Below are 22,478 nucleotides of genomic sequence, written 5' to 3' on the forward strand. Positions count from 1 at the left end.
CCCACGCAGAGCGTGGGAACGATCATTGAAGGGAGCGAGAGCTAGAAATCCCGCTTGTAGAAAATATCCAGCGAACTCGCCACGCCGCTCGCCGCTTCGACGTAGACCTTCTTGCTCAACTTGTAGCGCAGGGCAATGGTGCTGGCCGGTTCGAATACACCCACTCCATAGCGCAGGCTGAGTTTTTCCGAGATGTTGCCGCTGGCGACGACGCTGGTGTCGTTGCCGCTGCCTTGGGTGTCGAGTTGGAAGTCCTGAATACCCAGATCCTTGGCCAGACCACTGGTGACCCCAGCGCTGCCCATCAGGCCCAGGCCCAGCGCGGCTTGCGCGAGCATGTTGTTATCTTCGCCGCTGGTGCTCAGCGGACGGCCCAGCACCAGGTACGACAGCGCCTGTTCCTGACTCATCGCCGGCTCGGAAAAGATTTGCGTGGTCGGCTGTTCGGCGCTGCCGCTCAGGCGAATACCGGCGATGATGTCGTCGGTCTGGCGGATCGCTTCGATGTCCAGATACGGCTGGTCGATGGGGCCGGCGAACAACAGACGCGCGCGACGCACCGTCAGGCGCTGGCCGTAGGCGCGATAGCGGCCGTCGTTGAGCCACAGTTCGCCACGGGTGTCCATGTTGTCGCCGATGTGCACCTGACCTTGCAGATTCGCGGTCAGGCCGAAACCGGCAAAGCTCAGCTTGTCCTGGCCGACGATTACGTCGATGTCCATTTTCATCGCGATCGGTGGTTTGCCCTCCTCGGTCTGCGCACCGACGATGATCGTGTCGTCGGAGACTTTTACCGTCGATGGCGGCAATTCACGCACGGTGATTTCGCCTTTCGGCACCAGCACCTTGCCGGCAACTTTCAGCTCATCGCCGGCCATGGAAATCTTCAGGTCCGGGGCCATTTCCAGTTTGGCGTAGGGTTCGACGCTGACTGGCAATTGCGTGCCCTTGAGCGCCAGATCGACCACCAGCGCCTGCCCCCAGGCGACGTTGCCGTTGAGGCTGCCCTTGCCAGTCTTGCCGCTGTTCCAGCCACCGTCCAGGCGCATCGATTCGCCGGCGATCGCCGCAGTCAGTTGCAGATTCTGCAGCTCCATCGGCAGTTCGGCGCCGGACACTTCGCCATCGCTGAGCTGCACAGTGCCATTGACCAGCGGTGCGAGCAGGCCACCGGAAATAGTGCCGCTGCCGTTGAGCCGGCCGGTGAGTTTTTCCACCATCGGCACGAACGGCCGCGCCACCGATAGATCGAGGCCGGAAAGGCGGAACGAGCCGCTCAGCGGTTTGTTTTTCGGCAGCGGATTGAGCTGCGCCTGGACCAGCAATTCGCCGAGTTTGCCGCCGACAAAATTGAGCTCGGTGTCGACGCGCTTGGGCGTGAGCTTGCTGTTGAGTTTGAGGGTCTGGTAGGGGAAATCCAGCCAGCGATCCTTGTCGCGCACGCGCAGGGTGCCGCCGCCGGCATCGACACTGACCACGCCGTTCGGGCCGCTCGCCGGCAGGTCCAGTTGCAGATCGGCGTTGAGTCGGCCCTGCCAGGCGAAATCCTTGGGCAACCATTGCGCAAGGCTTTCGATCGGGAATTGCTTGAGGTGATAACGCAGCTTCGGCTCGGGTATCAGGCGCTGGTCTTCGCCACACAGGCTGGCGTTGCCGGACAGCCAGCAATGCGCGCCGAAATTGATCTGGCCGTCCGCCAGGCGTTCCAGTCTGGCCGGGCTTTGCAGCTTCCAGTCCTGGCCACCGGCCTGAATGTCGCCACTGGCCAAGCGTCCGCGCCAGTTGCCCTTGTCGAGATTGCCGTCCAGACCCAGCGCCAGTTTCAGCTTCGGTCCGATCAGGTCGAGGTTGAGTTTCTGGCTTTTGATATCGCCCTGAGCACTGGCGGTCAGGGTGCCCAACGAGGTATCGCCAGTCTGAATGCCGCTGCCTTTGAGATTGATCTTCGCCCGCTGCGCGCTGTCGAGCGTGGCATCGAGGTTGAGGCTTTGCAGGCGATTGTCCTGGAAGGCCAGTTGCGAACCTTGCAGATCAAGCTTGCCCTGCGGCGCCTTCAGCGTACCGGCGACGTTGACCTGACCGTTGACCTGCCCGCGCAATTGCGGCCAGAGCTGGGCCAGACGCGGCAGCTTGATGTCGATCTGCCCGCCGAGTTTGTCCTGCAGGCTGCCCTTGCCGTTGATGCTGTTGTCGCCGAGGCGGATCTGCAGGGCGTTGAGGTTCCACCGCTCGCCCGCGCCGTCAGCCTTGGCCTGCAGAATCGCCGGCTGACCGCGCAATTTGCCTTTGAGATCGAGGTCGGCGCTGAGGCTGAGCTGAGCATTCTTCATCTCGCCCTTACTCTTCAAGGGCCCGGCCAGAGTACCCGGCAGTTCGGCGACCCAGTACGCCGGGTTGAGCGCCGACAGATCCAGCGCGGTATCCCAAGCGATGCCGTCAGCGAAGCGCACATTGACGTGCCCTTCGGCCTTGCCCTGCCCGGCCTGCATGACCAGTTGCGGCAAGGCGATCTGTTCGAGGCTGCCGCTGAAAGGACTACTCAACGTGAACGCGCCGGCCGGGCCATCCAGCGACGCGTCGAAATTACCGAGATACTGGCCGTCGGTGTAGGACACTTCGCCGGTGAAGGTACGCAACGCGACTTGCGGCTCGTCGATTTCCGGATAGAGCCGATGCCACGGGAAGTCTTGCCAGTTGATATTGGCCTGGGCGCTGAGGCCCTTGCTCCAGTCGACGTTGCCGGTGAGTTTGAGGCTTTGCGTGTCGTTGGCGTTGAGGTCGAGGCCGGCGATCTGCGCGCCATTGGCGTCAACCTTGCCCTTGAGCAGCAGCGCCACTGGCGATTTTTCGGCGGGCAGCGTGGCGTTGCCGAGCAGTTGGTAACCGTTTTTCAGGTCGCCTTCGCCGGTGAGCACAAGCTGATTGAATTGCACGGTGTCCGGTAGATCGGCGCTCGGCTTGAACGCGTCGCTGGTGATGCGCACCTTGGCCGGCAGGTTTTCCGCCAGCGCTTGCAGTTCTCCGTTCAACTGGCCGTCGAGGTAGCCACGGCTGTCGGCGTGCAGGTTGAGGGTTTTCAGCAGATCACCTTCAACTTTCAGCGCCAGCGTCCACGGCTCGCTGCCGGGAGACGGCAAAGTCAAATCGCCCTGAATCGTCAGCGGCCAGTTACCGCTCGGTTGCAGCAGGCCGGACAGGTTCAGGCTGAGCTCGTCGCGCTGCAATTTCACGCTGTCGATCTGCAAGCCTTGAGCGGTCCAGTGCGCCGCCAGTTGCAAGCCCTTGAGTTGTTCGCTGCCGTTGAACAACAGGCTGCCCACCTCGACGTCGCCCAATTCGATGGCCAACGGCAATTGCAGGTCCGGCAGTGTGATCGGGCCGCTCTCGGTGGTTTCTTCGCTCGGCGGGAATTGCAGGATCACCTGATCGGCCTTGAGCTGATCGATACACAAGGTCATGCGCGTCAGGCACAGTGGCGACCAGGCGAAGATCGCCTTGTTCAGCTCGACACGGCTGGTGTCCTGCTGCCACACCAGGTGATCGGCGCTCCACTGCCCAGCGAGGCGACCGTGGAAATTCTCCACGCTCAGACCCGGCACCAGGCCCAGCGCCCAACGACTGCCGGCCTGCGTGCCAAGCAGTGCGGCCAGGCTCAAGACAATCAACACGACCAGCGCCAACAGCGTCAGCGCCGTAATTTTCAAACCACGCTTCACAGCTCAGGCCCCATGGAAAAGTGCAGCCGGATGCCGCCGTCGTCGTCCAGCGCGTGGGCCAGGTCAAGGCGGATCGGCCCGACCGGCGAGACCCAGCGCACACCCACACCGACCCCGGTCTTGAGGTCGGGCAGTTCGAGTTTGTTGAAAGAGTTGCCTTGGTCGACGAAGGTCGCGACCCGCCATTTTTCGGCGATCGAATATTGATACTCGACGCTGCCGGCCACCATGTAGCGACCGCCAATCCGTTTGCCATCGGAATTTTTCGGCGACAGGCTCTGATAGTCGTAACCGCGCACGCTCTGATCGCCACCGGCAAAAAAGCGCAGCGATGGCGGAATCGAGTTGTAGCCGTTGGTGGCGCTGCCGCCGACCTGCACGCGGCCGAGCAAGCGGTGCCTGTCGAACACCGTGGTCAGGCCTTTGACCAGCGCGGTGCCATATAAAAGGTTGTTGTCCGAACCGAGGCCTTCCTTGGCCACTTTGCTTTCGAAGCTCAGGCGATAGCCGTTGCGCGGGTCGATGCGGTTGTCGCTTTTGAGGTACGAATAACTGATGCCGGGCATCAGCAACGTGCTCAGGCCGGAGTCGTCGCCGAGTTCGTATTCTTCACGTTGCCATTTCAACGAGATCACCCGCTGCCAGCCGCTGGGCAACTTGCTGTGCCATTCCGGGCCGAAGGTCAGCAGCTTGCTGAGGGTGTCGGAGCCTTCGATGTCTTCGAACTGATAGCCACCGGCCCAGCGCAGTTTGTCGGTCAGTGGCGGGTCGAGCGGGATGTCGTAGAACAGCCCGACGTTCTGCCGGGGCGCCGAGAGCTCGGCCTCCCAGCCATAGCTGTCGCCCTGCGGGTTGACCCAGTGACGCGTCCAGTTGGCCTTGATCCGTGGGCCGACGTCGGTCGAATAACCGAGTCCCAGACCCATGGTGCGCGGCTTGCGCGTGTCGAGTTTGACGGCGACCGGAATCACATCGTTCTGCGCTGCCGTCGGTGCTGCATCGACGCGCACGCCTTCGAAATAGCCGCTCGATTGCAGGTCGCGGTTGAGTTCGGCGATCAGTTCCGAATCGTAGGGTTCGCCTGCCTTGAACGGCACCATGCGTTGCAGCAGGTCTTCGTCGAACGGCGTGTCGCCCTCGAAGCTGACTTTGCCCAGCGCATAACGCGGGCCGCTGTCGTAGATCAATTCGATGTCGGCCACGCCCGCGCGCGGATCGACCATGAGTTTCTGGCTGGTGAAATGACCGCTGAAGTAACCGAAGCGCGAGGCCTGGTTCTGGATCACCCGTTTGGCGTCTTCGTAACGGCCATGGTTGAGCACGGCGCCGGACTTGAGCAGGTCGCTTTTCGGTACGCGAAAGGATTTCAGCGAGGCCGCCGGGCCGTCGACGCGCACGGTGACGTTGCGCAGGCGAATCGGCTCGCCGGGATCGATGTTCAGCACCAGACGCGGTTTTTCCCCGCCCTTGACGTCACTGTCGATCTGCGGCTGGTAGTAGCCCAGCGCCTGCGCCGCTTTGCGCGCCTGCTCTTCGGCACCGCGACTGAAACGCAGCAAGGCTTCTTCGTCGCGATCGCCGAGGCTGCCGATATAGCCTTCTATATTGGCCTTGAGTTCATCGTTGGACGGCTTGATCCGTACATCCAATTCACTTTGCGCCAGCGCCGCGCAGCTGGATAACAGCATCAGCACGCCGCTGGTAAATCTTCGTGGAAACTTCATAGGCGCGGATGCTATCACGGGCTCGGGAGCCTGATAGAACAGGTAATTTGTGAAGAAGTTCGATCGTTATCCCGTTGCTGTTTGTAACACCTGCGGATTGGCGTGGAAAAATACGTGTTCGCGCACCGGCCCGACGGCAACCTCGCCGATCTCCTGATAACCCTGCCTTTTATAGAATTCCAGGTAGCGCGGGTTGCCGGTGTCGAGCACCACCCCTTGCGAGGTTTCATCGACCGCGCACCAGTTGTGCACGGCGGTGAGCAATTGTTCGCCGAAGTGCTTGCCCTGAAACTGCGGGTGAACGCCGAGCAGCGGCAGCATGTGCACCGAGTCACCCGGCACGCATGCGCCGACGGCGTCGTGGTATTCCAGATAACGCCGGGTGCAGCGAAAACCGGTGCTGAGCACCATGCGCAAGCGCCACGCCCAGCTCTCGGTAACGCCCAGGCGCCGTTGCGGTGGTGCGATCAGGGCAATCCCGATCAAGCGATCGTTGACCAACAGGCCGATCGCCGGCAGGTCTTGGAGAAAATGCTGTTTGACCAGCTCGCGCACCGTCGCGCGCACGCGTTGTTCATAGCCGGGACGTTCGGCTTCGAACAGGTAGCCGAAGGTCGGCTCGTGGCGATAGGCCTGATACAGCAACGAGCGGGCTTCGCGTGAATAGCCGCGGTCGAGCATGTGGATGTCGGCAACGGCGGACTGGGTTTCAGGCATTGCAGTGATTCTCCCCGGAGGCGCGCTCGGAGACTGGCGCGCTTGTTGGTACGAACCTTGGGCGGGTGATGTGGTTCCCCTCACAGGTATAGACCAAGTCGGGATCTTCATCGATCTTGCCGTCCTCTTCGCGAGCAGGCTCGCTCCCACAGAGGCGCTGCATAGGGCATCACAAATCCCACAGGCCAAAATGATTTGTCCCACACTGGCCCATCTCCCCCATGTCAGCTAGCATCGCCCTTTTGCCAGGACTGCCGACCATGAAGATTGTTTCCTTCAACATCAACGGACTGCGTGCCCGTCCGCATCAGCTGGCAGCGCTGATCGAAAAACATCAGCCCGACGTGATCGGCCTGCAGGAAACCAAGGTCCACGACGACCAGTTCCCCCACGAAGACATCCGCGCCCTCGGCTACCACGTGCACTTCCATGGCCAGAAGGGCCATTACGGTGTCGCCCTCCTTTCGCGCAACGAACCGATCGCCATCCATAAAGGCTTTGCCACTGACGAAGAAGACGCGCAGCGGCGCTTTATCTGGGGCACTTTCGCCGATGCCAATGGCGTGCCGGTGACGATCATGAACGGCTATTTCCCACAAGGTGAAAGCCGCGACCACCCAACCAAATTCCCCGCCAAGGAGCGTTTCTACAGCGATCTGCAAGCGCTGCTGGAAAGCCAGTTCCACAACGAACAGCCACTGGTGGTGATGGGTGATGTGAACATTTCCCCGGAAGACTGCGACATCGGCATCGGCCCGGACAACATGAAGCGCTGGCTGAAAACCGGCAAATGCAGCTTCCTGCCGGAAGAACGCGAGTGGATGGCGCGCCTGAAAAACTGGGGCCTGACCGACAGCTATCGCCACCTCAACCCCGACGTGACCGACATGTTCAGCTGGTTCGATTATCGCAGCCGTGGTTTCGAAGATGAACCGAAGCGTGGCCTGCGCATCGATGTGATTCTGGCGTCCCATGGCCTGCTGCCACGGGTCAAGGATGCCGGCGTGGACTACGAACTGCGCGGCATGGAAAAACCATCGGACCATGCGCCGATCTGGCTTGAGCTGGCCTGATTCGCGAGTTGCCTGAGATCCCTGTGGGAGCGAGCTTGCTCGCGAAGGCGGAGTGTCAGTAACCAGATATGTTGCTGATACGCCGCCTTCGCGAGCAAGCTCGCTCCCACAATTGATATTTACACCCTTCAACCCCTGTCATATTTCGGTCACGCGCCTGACTTAATCTCCCCGGCAATCCCCTTGGCTTGATTCGGTGCCGGCATGACCCTGCGTGTTCTCTGCGTTTTCCTGTTGAGTGGCTGGCTGTCGGTGTCCGCCGCCGCCCTGCCGATCCCCGAAAACGGCCCGGCATTGCGCATTCAGGGTTCCAACACCATCGGTGCCGACCTTGGTCCGGCGCTGGTCGAAGGCCTGTTGCAGGAACAAGGCCTGCTGAAAATCCACCGCGAAACCCCGGACACCGCCAACGAACAACGCATCGTCGGCCAGACCGCACAAGGGCAACGCGTGGTCATCGAAGTCGCCGCCCACGGTTCCAGCACTGGCTTCACTGCATTGAAAAACGCCAGCGCCGATCTGGCCGCCTCTTCCCGTGAGATCAAGGACAGCGAACTGCTTGCCCTGCAAGCCCTCGGCGATCTGAAAAGCCCGGCGGCCGAGCAAGTCATTGCCATCGACGGCCTGGCGATCATCCTCAACCCGGCCAACCCGCTTGAGCAGTTGAACACCGAGCAACTGGCGCGGATTTTTGCCGGCGAAGTGAAAACCTGGGAAGAACTCGGTGGCCGTGGCGGCGCCATTCATTTATACGCGCGGGATGATCAATCGGGGACGTACGACACGTTCAAGGAACTGGTCCTGAGCAGGCGTGGGAAAAGTCTCAGCAGCGCGGCGAAGCGTTTCGAATCCAGCGAGCAATTGTCCGATGCGGTCAGCGCCGACCCGCAAGGTATCGGCTTCATCGGCTTGCCTTACGTGCGTCAGGCCAAAGCCGTGGCGATTGCCGACGGCGCCTCGCAAGCGATGCTGCCGCTGAACAGTCTGATCGCCACCGAAGATTATCCGCTGTCGCGGCGCTTGTTCTTTTATCTACCGCCGGACAGCCGCAATCCGTGGGCGCAGGCGTTGGCAACGTTCGCGCAAAGTCCACAGGGTCAGGCGATCGTCGCGACCAGCGGTTTTGTCAGCCAGACCGTACAAGCCATGAGCGTGACGCCGAATGCGCTGATGCCCGAGGGTTATCAATCTCTCAGCCGGCATGCCCAGCGTCTGACAGTGAATTTCCGTTTTGCCGAGGGCAGCGCCAGTCTGGACAACAAGGCGCGGCAGGATCTGGCGCGGGTGCTCGACTATATAAAGCGCAATGGCAAGACCGAACGGGCGGTGACGCTGGTGGGGTTTGGTGATTTGAAAGATGACCCGGCGCGGGCTGATCTGCTGTCGAAACTGCGAGCGATGGCGGTGCGCCGCGAGCTGGTCAGGAACGGTGTGGTCATGCGCGAAGTCCGCGGCTTTGGTGCGCTGATGCCGGTGGCGACCAACAGTGCGGATGAGGGGCGGATCAAGAACCGGCGGGTTGAGGTTTGGGTGTATTGATCCTGACGCCTGATCGTTCCCACGCTCCGCGTGGGAACGCATCCCGTGACGCTCCGCGTCACAGTGGACGCAGAGCGTCCATGGCGGCATTCCCACGCAGAGCGTGGGAACGATCAGACTGGGGGGAATGCGAATGAGGCGACGCGGTGTTACTGGCCGCTGCGCATCATCTCCTTCGGCACATATTTGCCGATCTCGAACTTGCCGATCGCCGCGCGGTGCACTTCGTCCGGGCCGTCGGCCAGGCGCAGGGTGCGCTGCATCGCATACATATAGGCCAGCGGGAAATCGTTCGACACCCCTGCCCCACCGTGCATCTGGATCGCCCGGTCGATCACCCGCAGGGCCACGTTCGGTGCGACGACTTTGATCTGCGCGATCTCGCTTTTCGCCACTTTGTTGCCGACGGTGTCCATCATGTATGCCGCTTTCAACGTCAGCAGACGCGCCATGTCGATCTCCATCCGCGAGTCGGCGATCTTGTCGATGTTGCCGCCCAGACGGGCCAGCGGTTTGCCGAATGCGGTGCGGCTCACCGAGCGTTTGCACATCAGTTCCAGCGCACGTTCGGCCATGCCGATCGAACGCATGCAGTGGTGAATCCGCCCTGGGCCAAGGCGACCCTGAGCGATTTCAAAGCCGCGTCCTTCACCGAGCAGGACGTTTTCGTACGGCACCCTAACGTTATCGAACAGCACTTCGGCGTGACCGTGCGGTGCATCGTCGTAACCGAACACCGGCAGCGGCCGGACGATCTTCACCCCGGGGGTATCGACCGGCACGAGGATCATCGAGTGCTGGGCGTGACGCGGCGCGTCGGGGTTGCTAAGGCCCATGAAGATCAGAATCTTGCAGCGCGGATCGCAGGCGCCGGAAGTCCACCACTTCTTACCGTTGATCACCCACTGATCGCCGTCACGCACAGCTCGGGCGGCCATGTTGGTTGCGTCGGAAGACGCCACGTCAGGTTCGGTCATGGCGAACGCCGAACGGATCTCGCCGCGCAGCAGCGGCTCGAGCCAGCGCTGTTTCTGTTCTTCGTTGGCGTAGCGCACCAATACTTCCATGTTGCCGGTGTCCGGCGCCGAGCAGTTGAACGGCTCCGGCCCGAGCAGGGAACGGCCCATGATTTCCGCCAACGGCGCATATTCGAGGTTGCTCAGGCCGGCGCCCAGCTCGGATTCAGGCAGAAACAAATTCCACAGCCCTTCAGCCTTGGCCTTGGCCTTGAGCTCTTCCATGATCGCAGTCGGCTGCCAGCGATCACCCTCGGCGACCTGGCGTTCGAACACCGCTTCGGCCGGGTAAACGTAAGTGTCCATGAACGCGGTCACGCGCTCACGCAGTTCTTGCACCTTGGGCGAATAAGCGAAATCCATGGGTAGTTACCTTCTCGGGCAGAGGTTGTTCAAGTCATGCAATCGATGCTAGAACAGCGCTGATCATTTACCTAGCCTATTCTCGGCGTGTATAAACATTCATCACCAATATATGATCCGCTGATCGTCAGCCCCAAAACACTTGCACTTAATAACAAGAGAAGCCGCGTTATGAATCTGAGCAAGGTCGACCTGAACCTTTTCATCGTCTTCGACGCGATCTACACCGAAGCCAACCTGACCCGCGCCGGGCAGATTGTCGGGATCACCCAGCCGGCGGTGTCCAACGCGCTGGCGCGGTTGCGCGAAACCTTCAACGACCCGCTCTTCGTGCGTACCGCTCAGGGCATGGTGCCCACGCCGATGGCGCAGAACATCATCGGCCCGGTGCGCAACGCCCTGTCGCTGCTGCGCGTATCGGTGCAGGAAAGTCGCATCTTCAACCCGGCGCAGGCGGTCAAGACCTACCGCATCAGCATGACCGACCTGACGGAAGCAATCATTCTGCCGCCACTGTTCCAGCGCCTGCGCCGCCTGGCGCCAACGGTGATCATCGAAAGCTTTCTGTCCAAGCGCCGGGAAACCACCAAGGAACTCGCGGCCGGGCGTCTGGATTTCGCCGTGGATGCTCCGCTCAATACCGACCCGCAGGTGCGCCACGTCAAGCTGATGGACGACCGTTACGTCTGCGCCATGCGCAAGGGCCATCCAATGGCGGGCAAGGAAAAACTCAGCCTCGATGACTACCTGTCGCTGACTCACATCCATATTTCCAGCCGCCGCAGCGGTCTGGGTTATGTCGATCTGGCGCTGGGCAAAATGGGCATCCAGCGCAAGATCGCCCTGCGCTCGCAGCACTATCTGATGGCTTCGCAAGTGATGCAGCAGACCGACATGGTCATGACCGTGCCGGAACGCTTCGCCCGCCGCCATGATTTGCAGTCGTTCAATTTGCCGGTGAATGATGTGCCGTCGGTGGAAACGCATTTGTACTGGCACGAAAGCACCGACCAGGACCCGGCCAACCGCTGGATGCGCGAGCAGATGATCGAGTTGTGCCAGCAGGTGACGGCGCAGGAGAAGAAGCTGGAGAAGGTTTAAGACACGACACCGTGTCACCGTTCTTCGCGAGCAAGCTCGCTCCCACAGGGTTTTCTGTCGAACACAAATCCTGTGTTCACACACATCCACTGTGGGAGCGAGCTTGCTCGCGAAGGGGCCTGTACAGACACCCCAAAACCATCCCGCTTGACGTAAACGTAAACCACCGATTAGCTTAGCGCCATGCCCCTTTTCCGAGCGCTTTCATGAGCAGTCAGACCTACAGCATTTCCGACCTCGCCCGCGAGCTGGACATCACCACCCGGGCGATCCGCTTTTATGAAGAGCAAGGCCTGCTCAGCCCCGAGCGTCGTGGCCAGGAACGTATCTATTCGCCGCGCGACAAGGTCACCCTGAAGCTGATCCTGCGCGGCAAGCGCATCGGTTTTTCCCTGGCCGAATGCCGCGAGTTGATCGAGCTCTACGACCCGTCCAGCGGTAACACCAAACAGCTCAACAGCATGCTGGCGAAAATCAGCGAACGCCGCGAACAGCTCGAACAGCAGTTGCTCGATATCGAACAGATGAAGCTTGAGCTGGACACAGCCGAAGAGCGCTGCGTGCAGGCGCTGGAGCAGACGCTCAAGAGCCAGCAGGCGGTCTAAAGATTCACCACTTCCCCTGTGGGAGCGAGCTTGCTCGCGAATACGGTCTGACATTCAGAATATCTGTCACTGACCCTACGCTTTCGCGAGCAGGCTCGCTCCCACAGGGTTCTTCGTGAACTCAAAAAACAGGCAGGTCCCACCCATGTCCCTCCCCTCCCAAGTACGCCTGATCGAAGTCGGCCCGCGCGATGGCCTGCAGAACGAAGCCCAACCGATCAGCGTCGCCGACAAAGTGCAACTGGTCGACGCCCTGAGCGCCGCAGGGCTCGGCTATATCGAAGTCGGCAGTTTCGTTTCGCCCAAGTGGGTGCCGCAAATGGCCGGATCCGCCGAAGTGTTCGCGCAGATCCAGCGCAAACCCGGCGTGACCTACGGCGCACTGGCGCCGAACTTGCGCGGCTTTGAAGACGCGCTCGCCGCCGGGGTCAAGGAAGTCGCGGTGTTCGCCGCCGCCTCCGAGGCGTTCTCGCAGCGCAACATCAATTGCTCGATCAGCGAGAGCCTGGCGCGGTTTGCGCCGATCATGGAGGCGGCGAAACAACACGGCGTTACCGTGCGCGGTTACGTTTCCTGTGTCCTGGGCTGCCCGTATGAAGGCACGGTTGCGCCGGAGCAAGTGGCGATGGTCGCGCGCGAGCTGTACGCGATGGGCTGCTACGAAGTGTCGCTGGGCGACACCATCGGCACCGGCACGGCGGGCGCGACCCGACGCCTGTTCGAGGTGGTTTCGGCGCAGGTGCCACGGGACAGACTCGCCGGGCATTTCCACGACACCTACGGCCAGGCCATGGCCAACATCTACGCCAGCCTGCTCGAAGGCATTGCGGTGTTCGACAGCTCTATCGCCGGCCTCGGCGGCTGCCCGTACGCCAAAGGCGCGAGCGGTAACGTTGCCACCGAAGACGTGGTGTACCTGCTCAATGGCCTGGGCATCGAGACCGGGATCGACCTGGAAGCCTTGATTGCTGCGGGCCAGCAGATCAGTGCAGTGCTCGGCCGCCCAAGCGGTTCGCGAGTGGCCAAGGCACGCAGCGCGCAGTGAGGTGTTACCGCTGCGTCAGTGCTGTGGGCAAAAGCGAGTAACACGGAAACAAATTGTCTGGCTTTGCCCGGGGGTGAAAAAGCTTGAAAAAAGTTAAATCACTGATTTATAAGGCTTTTTAAAAGTTGGCACGACACCTGCTATCTCTATGGCATAACAAGAATAAAAAGCCGCAAACCAATAAAAACAAGACGAAACGACTCTGACATAACAAGAACAACACGGCAGAGACGCAGCTAACAGATTTTTTTGGAGAAGGTGTGCTTTTCAGGGTGCTCTCAGGAGTGACCCGCAACCGGGCAGAGAACAATAAAACTACCTTCAGGTAGCTCCCGAATCGGTTGGATCGTTAAACGAGAAAGCAGATCAGCGCTCAAAAAAATACGTTTGCTCTTGACCCCGGATGGGGGTCGCCAAAAAGCTGTACAGGGCCACGGTTGCCAAAAACAACAACAGACCGACCCTCAATAATAAAAAGAGCACGCAACGACAAATTAAAGGGGAGCTTCGGCTCCCCTTTGTGCTTTCTGTGATTCGTCTCTCTATCACTGCATCCCTGTGGGAGCGAGCCTGCTCGCGAAAACGGTGTATCAGACACATTTACGCTGAATGACACACTGCATTCGCGAGCAGGCTCGCTGCCACAGAAGTTTTTTGATTATCGGTCGATTGTTTTCAGCTCCTCGATACTGATCTCGCGCATCCTGAATTTCTGGATCTTGCCCGTCACCGTCATCGGAAACGCGTCGACGAATTTGAAGTAACGCGGTGTCTTGAAATGGGCGATGCGTTCCTTGCACCAGTTTTGCAGCTCCAGCTCCGAGGCGCTGTGGCCGGGGTGGAATTTGATCCAGGCGACGATTTCCTCACCGTAGCGTGAGCAGGGAATACCGATCACCTGCACGTCGGCCACCGCCGGATGGGTGAAGAAGAATTCCTCCAGCTCACGGGGATAAACATTCTCGCCGCCACGAATGATCATGTCTTTGTTACGCCCGGCGATGTTGACGTAACCCTCCTCGTTCATGCTCGCCAGGTCGCCGGTGTGCATCCAGCCGGCCTCATCGATGGCTTCGGCGGTGGCCTGCGGGTTGTTCCAGTAACCGAGCATCACGCTGTAACCGCGCGTGCACAATTCGCCAATGGTGCCGCGCGGCACGAGGTTGCCGGCGGTGTCGATGATCTTGCTTTCCAGTTGCGGCTGGGTGCGCCCGACCGTGGTGACGCGCAATTCCAGCTCATCCTCCGGCCCGGTCTGCAACGACACCGGGCTGGTTTCGGTCATGCCGTAGGCGATCTGCACTTCGCTCATATGCATTTCGTTGATCACCCGGCGCATGACCTCGATCGGACAGGTGGCGCCGGCCATGATCCCGGTGCGCAGGCTCGACAGGTCGGAATTCTGCCGCTGCGGCTGATCGAGCATGGCGATGAACATGGTCGGCACACCGTACAGCGCCGTGGCTTTTTCTTCGGCCACCGCTTGCAGGGTCAGGGCCGGATCGAAAGCGTCGTTGGGGTAAATCATCGTGCTGCCATGGGTGACGCAACAGAGGTTGCCCATGACCATGCCGAAGCAGTGATACAGCGGCACCGGAATCACCAGACGATCGGCAGCCGTCAGGCCGAGGCTTTCGCCGACCATGTAGCCGTTGTTGAGAATGTTGTAGTGACTGAGGGTCGCGCCCTTGGGGAAACCGGTAGTGCCGGAGGTGTACTGGATGTTCACCGGTTGATCGAAATGCAGACTGGCGCTGCGTTCGCGCAGCTGTTCGGACGAGACGCTGGTGGCCAGATCGCTGAGCTGCGACCACGGCAGAAAACCGGGCGTCGGATTGGCATCGAGGCTGATCACGCCGCGCAGCTCCGGCAGGCGTTCGCTGCGCAGCTGACCGATGGCGTGCTCGGCCAATTCTGGCGCCAGACTCTGGAGCATTGCGTGGTAATTCGAAGTTTTGAATGCTCCGGCGCAGACCAGCCACTGACAGCCGGATTGCTTGAGCACGTACTCGAGTTCGGAGCTGCGATAGGCGGGATTGATATTGACCAGGATCACGCCGATCTTCGCCGTGGCGAACTGGGCAATGCACCACTGCGCGCAATTCGGCGCCCAGATGCCGAGGCGATCGCCGGTCTGCAAGCCCAGTGCGAGCAAGGCCCTGGCCTGCTCATCCACCGCGTCGGCCAGTTGCCGCCAGGAGTAACGCAACTGCTGATGGCGTACCACCAAAGCCTCACCGTCCGGATGTTGTGCGACAGTCTGATCGAAGCGCTGACCGATGGTCATCGCCAGCAGGGCATGGTCCTGAGAGCCACGGGTGTAGCTGCGCTGCGGGTTTGCACTGGGTTGATCCATGACGACCCCTATTGTCTTTATTAGTGGGTTTTCCCGGTTTTGAATCCCTGTGGGAGCGAGCCTGCGCGCGAATACGCTGCGTCATTCACCCTTTAGGGCGACTGATACAGCGCTTTCGCGAGCAGGCTCGCTCCCACCAGAAACAAACCGATATCTGATCCTGAACTGCCCTTACTCTCGCCCAAGTTGACGCTTACGTAAAGCCGATTGACAGTCGATCTCTGGAAGCTTTACGTTAACGTAAAGCTGAACGCCGATTCGTCGTGCGCTCCACCCGATAAAAAAGCCAAAAGGTGCCTCATGAGCTATCCATCCCTGAATTTCGCCCTCGGTGAAACCATCGACATGCTGCGCGATCAGGTGCAGTCCTTCGTCGCCGATCAGATCGCCCCGCGTGCCGCGCAGATCGATCACGACAACCTGTTCCCCGCCGACATGTGGCGCAAATTCGGTGACATGGGCCTGCTCGGCATCACCGTGCCGGAAGAGTACGGCGGCGCCGGTCTGGGTTACCTCGCGCATGTGGTGGCGATGGAAGAAATCAGCCGTGGCTCGGCGTCGGTGGCGTTGTCCTATGGCGCGCACTCCAACCTCTGCGTCAACCAGATCAACCGCAACGGCAATCACGAACAGAAAAGCAAATACCTGCCGAAGCTGATCAGCGGCGAGCACGTCGGCGCCCTGGCGATGAGCGAGCCCAACGCCGGCTCCGACGTGGTCTCCATGAAACTGCGCGCCGACAAACGTGGCGACCGCTTCGTCCTCAACGGCAGCAAAACCTGGATCACCAACGGCCCCGACGCCAATACCTACGTGATCTACGCCAAGACCGACCTGGAAAAAGGCCCCCACGGCATCACCGCGTTCATCGTCGAACGCGACTGGAAAGGCTTCAGCCGCAGCAACAAGTTCGACAAGCTCGGCATGCGCGGCTCCAATACCTGCGAGCTGTTTTTCGATGACGTCGAAGTGCCGGAGGAGAACATTCTCGGTGTGCTCAACGGTGGCGTGAAAGTGCTGATGAGCGGCCTCGATTACGAACGCGTGGTGCTCTCCGGCGGCCCGACCGGAATCATGCAGTCGTGCATGGACCTGATCGTGCCGTACATCCACGACCGCAAGCAGTTCGGCCAGAGCATCGGCGAATTCCAGCTGATCCAGGGCAAAGTCGCCGACATGTATACCCAGCTCAACGCCAGCCGCGCTTATCTGTACGCGGTGGCCCAGGCCTGCGAGCGCGGCGAAACCACGCGCAAGGACGCGGCCGGGGTGATCCTCTACACCGCCGAACGCGCCACGCAAATGGCCCTCGACGCGATCCAGATTCTCGGCGGCAACGGCTACATCAACGAATTCCCCGCCGGTCGCCTGCTGCGCGACGCCAAGCTCTACGAAATCGGCGCCGGCACCAGCGAGATCCGCCGCATGCTGATCGGCCGCGAACTGTTCAACGAAACCCGCTAAACGGAGCTGACCATGGCAACTCTGCACACTCAGCTCAACCCGCGTTCAGCGGAGTTCGCCGCCAACAGTGCGGCGATGCTCAAACAGGTCGACGCGCTGCACACCCTGCTCGCCCAAGTGGCGCAGGGTGGCGGTGTCAAAGCTCAGGAACGCCACACCTCGCGGGGCAAATTGCTGCCGCGCGAGCGCATCAATCGCTTGCTCGACCCCGGCTCGCCGTTCCTCGAAATCAGCCAACTCGCCGCCCATGCGGTTTACGGCGAAGACGTCCCGGCTGCCGGGGTGATCGCCGGGATCGGCCGCGTCGAAGGCGTTGAATGCATGATCGTCGCCAATGATGCGACGGTGAAAGGCGGCTCGTATTACCCGCTCACCGTGAAAAAACACCTGCGCGCGCAGACCATCGCCCAGCAGAATCGCCTGCCGTGCATCTATCTGGTGGATTCCGGTGGTGCCAACCTGCCGCGTCAGGACGAAGTGTTTCCGGACCGCGAGCACTTCGGGCGGATCTTTTTCAACCAGGCCAACATGAGCGCCATGGGCATCCCGCAGATCGCCGTGGTCATGGGTTCGTGCACCGCTGGCGGCGCGTATGTGCCGGCGATGGCGGACGAGGCGATCATGGTGCGCAACCAGGCGACGATTTTCCTCGCCGGCCCGCCGCTGGTGAAAGCCGCGACCGGTGAAGTGGTCAGCGCCGAAGACCTCGGCGGCGCCGATGTGCATTGCAAGACCTCCGGCGTGGCCGACCATTACGCCGAGAACGATGAACACGCCCTAGCCCTCGCCCGCCGCAGCGTCGCCAACCTCAACTGGCGCAAGCTCGGCGAAGTGCAGCAACGCACGCCGATTGCGCCGCTGTACGCCAGCGACGAGTTGTACGGCGTGGTTCCGGCTGACGCCAAGCAGCCATTCGATGTGCGCGAAGTGATCGCGCGGCTGGTCGACGGTTCGGTGTTCGATGAATTCAAAGCGCTGTTCGGCACCACGCTGGTCTGCGGTTTCGCGCACTTGCACGGCTACCCGATCGCGATTCTGGCGAACAACGGCATCCTCTTCGCCGAAGCCGCGCAGAAAGGCGCGCACTTCATCGAACTGGCCTGCCAGCGCGGCATCCCGCTGCTGTTTCTGCAGAACATCACCGGTTTCATGGTCGGCCAGAAGTACGAAGCCGGCGGCATCGCCAAGCACGGCGCGAAACTGGTGACCGCAGTGGCCTGCGCCAAGGTGCCGAAATTCACCGTGATCATCGGCGGCAGCTTCGGTGCCGGCAACTACGGCATGTGCGGGCGCGCTTACGATCCGCGTTTTTTGTGGATGTGGCCGAACGCGCGGATCGGCGTGATGGGCGCCGAACAGGCCGCCGGCGTGCTGGTGCAGGTCAAGCGCGAGCAGGCCGAACGCAGCGGTCAGGCGTTCAGCGCCGAGCAGGAGACCGAGATCAAGCAGCCGATTCTCGACCAGTACGAAGAACAGGGTCACCCCTACTATTCCAGCGCGCGGCTGTGGGACGACGGCGTCATCGATCCGGCGCAGACCCGCGACGTACTGGCCCTGGCCTTGTCCGCGTCGCTGAACGCGCCAATCGAACCGAGCCGCTTCGGCGTGTTCCGGATGTGATGGGGAGAATCTGATGAACGACTTCAATACCCTCGAACTGCAAAACGACCCACGCGGTTTCGCGACGCTGTGGCTCAACCGCGCCGAGAAAAACAACGCCTTCAACGCCGAGATGATCCGCGAACTGATCCTCGCTCTCGACAAGGTCGCCAGCGATTCGAGCCTGCGCTTCCTGCTGCTGCGCGGGCGTGGCAAGCATTTCAGTGCCGGTGCCGACTTGGCGTGGATGCAGCAATCAGCGGAACTCGATTACCACACCAATCTTGACGATGCCCGCGAACTGGCCGAGCTGATGTACAACCTCGCCAAACTGAAAATCCCCACGCTGGCCGTGGTGCAAGGCGCGGCGTTCGGTGGCGCGCTGGGCTTGATCAGTTGCTGTGACATGGCGATCGGCGCCGATGACGCGCAGTTCTGCCTGTCGGAAGTGCGCATCGGTCTGGCGCCAGCGGTAATCAGCCCGTTCGTCGTGCAAGCGATCGGTGAGCGTGCGGCACGGCGCTATGCGCTGACGGCCGAGCGCTTCAGCGGGCAGCGGGCGCGGGAGATCGGCTTGCTCGCCGAAAGCTATCCTGCGGCGGAACTGGAGCAACAGGTCGAACAGTGGATCGACAACCTGTTGCTCAACAGCCCCGCGGCCATGCGCGCCAGCAAGGACTTGCTGCGCGAAGTCGGCAACGGCGCGCTGACCCCGGCCCTGCGGCGCTACACCGAAAATGCCATCGCGCGGATTCGCGTCAGCGCCGAAGGCCAGGAAGGCTTGCGCGCCTTCCTGCAAAAACGCCCACCGAACTGGCAAGCCGCATCCACCAAGGAGTCGCGTTGATGAGCGCACCTGTGATTACCACTCTGCTGGTGGCCAACCGCGGCGAAATCGCCTGCCGCGTGATGCGCACCGCCAAGGCCTTGGGCCTGACCACTGTCGCCGTGCACAGCGCCACCGACCGCGATGCGCGGCACAGCCGTGAAGCCGATATCCGTGTGGATCTGGGCGGCAGCAAGGCTGCCGAGAGTTATCTGCAAATCGATAAATTGATCGCCGCCGCCAAGGCCAGCGGTGCCCAGGCGATTCATCCCGGCTATGGCTTTCTCTCGGAAAACGCTGGATTCGCCCGCGCCATCGAAGCCGCCGGGCTGATCTTCCTCGGCCCGCCCGCCTCGGCCATCAATGCGATGGGCAGCAAATCCGCCGCCAAGGCGCTGATGGAAAAGGCCGGCGTGCCACTGGTGCCGGGCTATCACGGCGAAGCGCAGGACCTCGACACCTTCCGCGAAGCCTGCGAACGCATCGGTTATCCGGTGCTGCTCAAGGCCACTGCGGGTGGTGGCGGCAAAGGCATGAAAGTCGTCGAGGATGTCAGCCAACTGGCTGAAGCCCTCGCCTCGGCGCAGCGCGAAGCGCAATCGTCGTTTGGCGACTCGCGGATGCTGGTGGAAAAGTATCTGCTCAAGCCACGTCATGTGGAGATTCAGGTGTTCGCCGATCAGCACGGCAACTGCCTGTACCTCAACGAGCGCGATTGTTCGATCCAGCGTCGGCACCAGAAAGTCGTCGAAGAAGCCCCGGCGCCGGGTCTGACGCCCGAGTTGCGCCGGGCGATGGGCGAAGCGGCTGTGCGTTCGGCGCAGGCGATCGGTTATGTCGGCGCCGGCACCGTGGAGTTTTTGCTGGATGCGCGCGGCGAGTTTTTCTTCATGGAGATGAACACGCGGCTACAAGTCGAGCACCCGGTAACAGAAGCAATCACCGGGCTCGATCTGGTCGCCTGGCAGATTCGCGTCGCCCGTGGGGAAGCGCTGCCGATCACCCAAGCGCAGGTGCCACTCAATGGTCACGCGATCGAAGTGCGCTTGTATGCCGAAGATCCGGCGAATGATTTCCTGCCGGCCACCGGGCGTCTGGACTTGTACCGCGAATCGGCGCAGGGACCGGGGCGGCGGGTAGACAGCGGCGTTGAGGAAGGTGACGAGATATCGCCGTTCTACGATCCGATGCTCGGCAAGCTGATTGCCTGGGGCGAAGATCGCGAACAGGCGCGCTTGCGTCTGTTGAGCATGCTCGGCGAGTTTGCGATTGGCGGGCTGAGGACCAACATCAATTTCCTGCGCCGGATCATCGCGCATCCGGCGTTTGCGGCGGCAGAGCTGGATACCGGGTTTATCCCGCGCTATCAGGAGCAATTGCTGCCAGCACCAGCCGCGTTGACCGATGAGTTCTGGCAGGCGGCGGCGCAGGCGTTTGCGCAGAGTTTGCCGAAGCGTGCGCGGGCGGATGATCCCGCCTCCCCTTGGTCTTGCAGCAGTGGTTTGCGCGCAGGTTTGCCGGCGCAAATCACCGTGCATTTGAGTTGCGAGGGACAGGATCGCGCGTTGACCTTGAGAACTGCGGCCCATGCAGAACTGCTGGGCGAGGCGCTGACCGTCGAGCATGACGGCGTGCGCCGCACATTGCGGGCGATTCGTCAGGGCGGCGCGTTGTATCTGCAATGGGACGGCGAGTTGCGGCGCATCGAAGCGTTCGATCCGATCAGTGCCGTTGAAGCCAGCCACAGCCATCAGGGCGGTCTGACCGCGCCAATGAACGGCAGCATCGTGCGCGTGCTGGTCGAAACGGGACAGTCGGTTGAGGCCGGGGCGCAACTGGTGGTGCTTGAAGCCATGAAGATGGAACACAGCATCCGCGCGCCGCACGCCGGTGTGATCAAAGCGCTGTATTGCCAGGAAGGCGATATGGTCAGCGAGGGCAGCGCTTTGGTTGAACTGGAAGAGGGATGAAATAAAAGGATCGATCCTGGCCTTGAGCGAGGATCGATCCGTTCAATAACGCGCCGTTGCCTGAACCACCACGCCGATAATCCGGCATTCATCGGTTAACAGGGTTTTCGGCCAGGTTGGATTGAGCGGCACCAGGTAACGCTGGCCGGCCTGCTCGTCGAGTTTGCGGAAAATCGCTTCTTCGCTGTCCGGCCACTGGGCGATCACCAGTTTGCCAGGCACTGCCTCCAACTCTGGGTCAACCAGAATCAGCATGCCCTCGGCAACGCTCTGGCCGCTCGGCGCGGTCATCGAATCCCCCGTCACCGTCAGCCAGAACGCCGCACCGCCGCGAGCGTGGTAATCCGTCAGTTCGAAGCGCTGCTTCGCTGATGCTCCGGGATAGCTCGCCGCAGTGTCACGCACTTCGCAAGGTGCACGCCAATCGCAGACCGGATAACGGAAGTACGGGTTGTACTTCTGCGCCAGCGGCATCTCGTCTTCCGGCGTCGGCTGCGGTTCGCGGATCACCAGAACGACTTCGAGGAAGTCCATTCCCAGCGCCTTGAGCACGCGGTTCATTTCGGTAACACCGGGTTCGCGACGCTTGTTCAGCCAATGACCGATCCCGCCCTGGGACATGCCGACGCGCTCTCCGAGCTCTGTTTGAGTGACTTTGAGTTCACTCATCTTGGCCTTGACCAACTCAATCCATTTATCCATGTGCCGCACCTTACGCGGACGTCTTCGACCGGCAAAACACATATTGTAGTATTTAAATTCTCGTCACAAATACAGGCGGTACTATCCTAAGGAAACGGACTTTCAATCGAACATGGAGTGACGTTTCATGATGAACATCAGCAGCAAAGACCTGCCCGATCTGCAAATCGACACCAGCTTCACCTCCCCTCAAGGCAATGCCGCCGCACAGCGCGCGCTGGACTACTACTTGAAACCGGCTGTTTCAGAACACGAGACGGACGAACGTTTTTTCAATGTCAAAGGCCATCTCAGCGGCGAGGAAGCGCTGGTGCATGCCTCGGATCTGTTGCGATGTGCAGCCGCCACCGCGTTCAAGGCAGCAGAAAACCTGCAAGGCACCAGTCGCGATCTGGCCTTTTCGGTGGTGCACATGGTGGATATGGCGCGGGCGATGGTCGACCATTCGATCGACAACGACGAAGTAACGGCGGACAAGGTCCGGGCGGACAGGAAAGAATTTTCCCATCGCGCAGATAAAAACATTTGACTTGCAAATGATAATGATTATTATTGCAAGCAGCTGATCGCGAGATCAGTCGATGGACCAGAGACCTTAGGTCGGTCTTCTGGACTATCTCCTCATCAGGCTAATCACGGTTTTTGACCCGGCTTTTTGCCGG

Annotated in this window: 16 protein-coding genes; 10 read left to right on the top strand and 6 right to left on the bottom strand. The window is 61.0% G+C overall.

Annotation, left to right across the window (positions count from 1 at the left end; translation table 11 throughout):
* Nucleotides 1-41: 41 nt before the first annotated feature.
* The 3 genes from D8U70_RS19180 to D8U70_RS19190 all read right to left on the bottom strand — a co-directional run bounded on the left by D8U70_RS19180 (nucleotide 42) and on the right by D8U70_RS19190 (nucleotide 6,157).
* Nucleotides 42-3,716 (bottom strand): translocation/assembly module TamB domain-containing protein, encoded by a 3,675-nt coding sequence (locus D8U70_RS19180; RefSeq protein ID WP_130929517.1) that lies wholly within the window; start codon nucleotides 3,714-3,716, stop codon nucleotides 42-44.
* Nucleotides 3,713-5,440, bottom strand: a complete 1,728-nt coding sequence (locus D8U70_RS19185; RefSeq protein WP_130929518.1) for an autotransporter assembly complex family protein — start codon at nucleotides 5,438-5,440, stop codon at nucleotides 3,713-3,715. The genes D8U70_RS19180 and D8U70_RS19185 overlap by 4 nt, the downstream gene beginning before the upstream one ends.
* Nucleotides 5,441-5,506: 66 nt before the next feature.
* Nucleotides 5,507-6,157 (bottom strand): GNAT family N-acetyltransferase, encoded by a 651-nt coding sequence (locus tag D8U70_RS19190; protein WP_122750591.1) that lies wholly within the window; start codon nucleotides 6,155-6,157, stop codon nucleotides 5,507-5,509.
* A gap of 260 nt (nucleotides 6,158-6,417) precedes the next feature.
* Between D8U70_RS19190 and xthA the strand changes: the two genes are divergently transcribed.
* Nucleotides 6,418-7,230 (top strand): exodeoxyribonuclease III, encoded by an 813-nt coding sequence (xthA, locus tag D8U70_RS19195; protein ID WP_130929519.1) that lies wholly within the window; start codon nucleotides 6,418-6,420, stop codon nucleotides 7,228-7,230.
* 204 nt (nucleotides 7,231-7,434) lie between these two features.
* A complete protein-coding gene (locus tag D8U70_RS19200; protein ID WP_130929520.1) occupies nucleotides 7,435-8,769 on the top strand; it encodes a phosphate ABC transporter substrate-binding/OmpA family protein in 1,335 nt (444 codons plus the stop codon).
* Between the two features lie 149 nt (nucleotides 8,770-8,918).
* On the opposite strand, the gene D8U70_RS19205 is transcribed toward D8U70_RS19200, so the two are convergent.
* A complete protein-coding gene (locus D8U70_RS19205; protein WP_024013435.1) occupies nucleotides 8,919-10,148 on the bottom strand; it encodes an acyl-CoA dehydrogenase in 1,230 nt (409 codons plus the stop codon).
* Nucleotides 10,149-10,319: 171 nt separating this feature from the next.
* Here D8U70_RS19205 and D8U70_RS19210 point away from each other — a divergent pair, with 171 nt between their 5' ends.
* From D8U70_RS19210 to D8U70_RS19220, 3 genes are all read left to right on the top strand, one after another.
* Complete coding sequence (locus tag D8U70_RS19210; RefSeq protein ID WP_016775308.1) at nucleotides 10,320-11,249, top strand: LysR family transcriptional regulator; 930 nt, start codon at nucleotides 10,320-10,322, stop codon at nucleotides 11,247-11,249.
* A 206-nt stretch (nucleotides 11,250-11,455) separates the two neighbouring features.
* A complete protein-coding gene (locus D8U70_RS19215; RefSeq protein WP_130929521.1) occupies nucleotides 11,456-11,854 on the top strand; it encodes a MerR family DNA-binding transcriptional regulator in 399 nt (132 codons plus the stop codon).
* Between the two features lie 145 nt (nucleotides 11,855-11,999).
* Nucleotides 12,000-12,899, top strand: coding sequence for a hydroxymethylglutaryl-CoA lyase (locus tag D8U70_RS19220; protein WP_110645484.1), 900 nt, complete (start codon nucleotides 12,000-12,002; stop codon nucleotides 12,897-12,899).
* A gap of 658 nt (nucleotides 12,900-13,557) precedes the next feature.
* Here the strand turns inward: D8U70_RS19220 and D8U70_RS19225 are convergent.
* Entirely contained in the window at nucleotides 13,558-15,255 is a 1,698-nt protein-coding gene (locus tag D8U70_RS19225; RefSeq protein ID WP_130929522.1) for an AMP-binding protein, read from the bottom strand.
* 300 nt (nucleotides 15,256-15,555) lie between these two features.
* Here D8U70_RS19225 and D8U70_RS19230 point away from each other — a divergent pair, with 300 nt between their 5' ends.
* The 4 genes from D8U70_RS19230 to D8U70_RS19245 are packed head-to-tail and all read left to right on the top strand — an operon-like array spanning nucleotide 15,556 to nucleotide 21,114.
* A complete protein-coding gene (locus D8U70_RS19230; RefSeq protein ID WP_041068789.1) occupies nucleotides 15,556-16,719 on the top strand; it encodes an isovaleryl-CoA dehydrogenase in 1,164 nt (387 codons plus the stop codon).
* Between the two features lie 12 nt (nucleotides 16,720-16,731).
* Nucleotides 16,732-18,339, top strand: coding sequence for a carboxyl transferase domain-containing protein (locus D8U70_RS19235; protein ID WP_130929523.1), 1,608 nt, complete (start codon nucleotides 16,732-16,734; stop codon nucleotides 18,337-18,339).
* Nucleotides 18,340-18,352: 13 nt separating this feature from the next.
* On the top strand, nucleotides 18,353-19,165 hold the full coding sequence (locus D8U70_RS19240; protein ID WP_073471322.1) for a gamma-carboxygeranoyl-CoA hydratase: 813 nt from the start codon (nucleotides 18,353-18,355) through the stop codon (nucleotides 19,163-19,165).
* Complete coding sequence (locus D8U70_RS19245; RefSeq protein WP_130929524.1) at nucleotides 19,165-21,114, top strand: acetyl/propionyl/methylcrotonyl-CoA carboxylase subunit alpha; 1,950 nt, start codon at nucleotides 19,165-19,167, stop codon at nucleotides 21,112-21,114. The genes D8U70_RS19240 and D8U70_RS19245 overlap by 1 nt, the downstream gene beginning before the upstream one ends.
* Nucleotides 21,115-21,156: 42 nt before the next feature.
* Here the strand turns inward: D8U70_RS19245 and D8U70_RS19250 are convergent, their stop codons facing one another.
* Entirely contained in the window at nucleotides 21,157-21,816 is a 660-nt protein-coding gene (locus D8U70_RS19250; protein ID WP_071172928.1) for a S24 family peptidase, read from the bottom strand.
* A gap of 130 nt (nucleotides 21,817-21,946) precedes the next feature.
* Here D8U70_RS19250 and D8U70_RS19255 point away from each other — a divergent pair, with 130 nt between their 5' ends.
* The gene (locus D8U70_RS19255; protein WP_130929525.1) at nucleotides 21,947-22,345 is read left to right on the top strand and encodes a DUF3077 domain-containing protein; all 399 of its coding nucleotides are present in this window, start codon (nucleotides 21,947-21,949) and stop codon (nucleotides 22,343-22,345) included.
* Nucleotides 22,346-22,478: the final 133 nt, after the last annotated feature.

It is taken from the genome of Pseudomonas sp. Sample_20 (assembly GCF_004307585.1).
Taxonomy (GTDB): Bacteria; Pseudomonadota; Gammaproteobacteria; order Pseudomonadales; family Pseudomonadaceae; genus Aquipseudomonas; species Aquipseudomonas atacamensis.

What these genes read in the sequence shown, in the direction of transcription:
- D8U70_RS19185 (WP_130929518.1), bottom strand. Translation starts at nt 5,440, where the DNA reads ATGAAGTTTCCACGAAGATTTACCAGCGGCGTGCTGATGCTGTTATCC.
- D8U70_RS19215 (WP_130929521.1), top strand. Translation starts at nt 11,456, where the DNA reads ATGAGCAGTCAGACCTACAGCATTTCCGACCTCGCCCGCGAGCTGGAC.
- D8U70_RS19225 (WP_130929522.1), bottom strand. Translation starts at nt 15,255, where the DNA reads ATGGATCAACCCAGTGCAAACCCGCAGCGCAGCTACACCCGTGGCTCT.
- D8U70_RS19210 (WP_016775308.1), top strand. Translation starts at nt 10,320, where the DNA reads ATGAATCTGAGCAAGGTCGACCTGAACCTTTTCATCGTCTTCGACGCG.
- D8U70_RS19250 (WP_071172928.1), bottom strand. Translation starts at nt 21,816, where the DNA reads ATGGATAAATGGATTGAGTTGGTCAAGGCCAAGATGAGTGAACTCAAA.
- D8U70_RS19240 (WP_073471322.1), top strand. Translation starts at nt 18,353, where the DNA reads ATGAACGACTTCAATACCCTCGAACTGCAAAACGACCCACGCGGTTTC.
- D8U70_RS19205 (WP_024013435.1), bottom strand. Translation starts at nt 10,148, where the DNA reads ATGGATTTCGCTTATTCGCCCAAGGTGCAAGAACTGCGTGAGCGCGTG.
- xthA (WP_130929519.1), top strand. Translation starts at nt 6,418, where the DNA reads ATGAAGATTGTTTCCTTCAACATCAACGGACTGCGTGCCCGTCCGCAT.
- D8U70_RS19245 (WP_130929524.1), top strand. Translation starts at nt 19,165, where the DNA reads ATGAGCGCACCTGTGATTACCACTCTGCTGGTGGCCAACCGCGGCGAA.
- D8U70_RS19190 (WP_122750591.1), bottom strand. Translation starts at nt 6,157, where the DNA reads ATGCCTGAAACCCAGTCCGCCGTTGCCGACATCCACATGCTCGACCGC.
- D8U70_RS19200 (WP_130929520.1), top strand. Translation starts at nt 7,435, where the DNA reads ATGACCCTGCGTGTTCTCTGCGTTTTCCTGTTGAGTGGCTGGCTGTCG.
- D8U70_RS19220 (WP_110645484.1), top strand. Translation starts at nt 12,000, where the DNA reads ATGTCCCTCCCCTCCCAAGTACGCCTGATCGAAGTCGGCCCGCGCGAT.
- D8U70_RS19255 (WP_130929525.1), top strand. Translation starts at nt 21,947, where the DNA reads ATGAACATCAGCAGCAAAGACCTGCCCGATCTGCAAATCGACACCAGC.
- D8U70_RS19230 (WP_041068789.1), top strand. Translation starts at nt 15,556, where the DNA reads ATGAGCTATCCATCCCTGAATTTCGCCCTCGGTGAAACCATCGACATG.
- D8U70_RS19235 (WP_130929523.1), top strand. Translation starts at nt 16,732, where the DNA reads ATGGCAACTCTGCACACTCAGCTCAACCCGCGTTCAGCGGAGTTCGCC.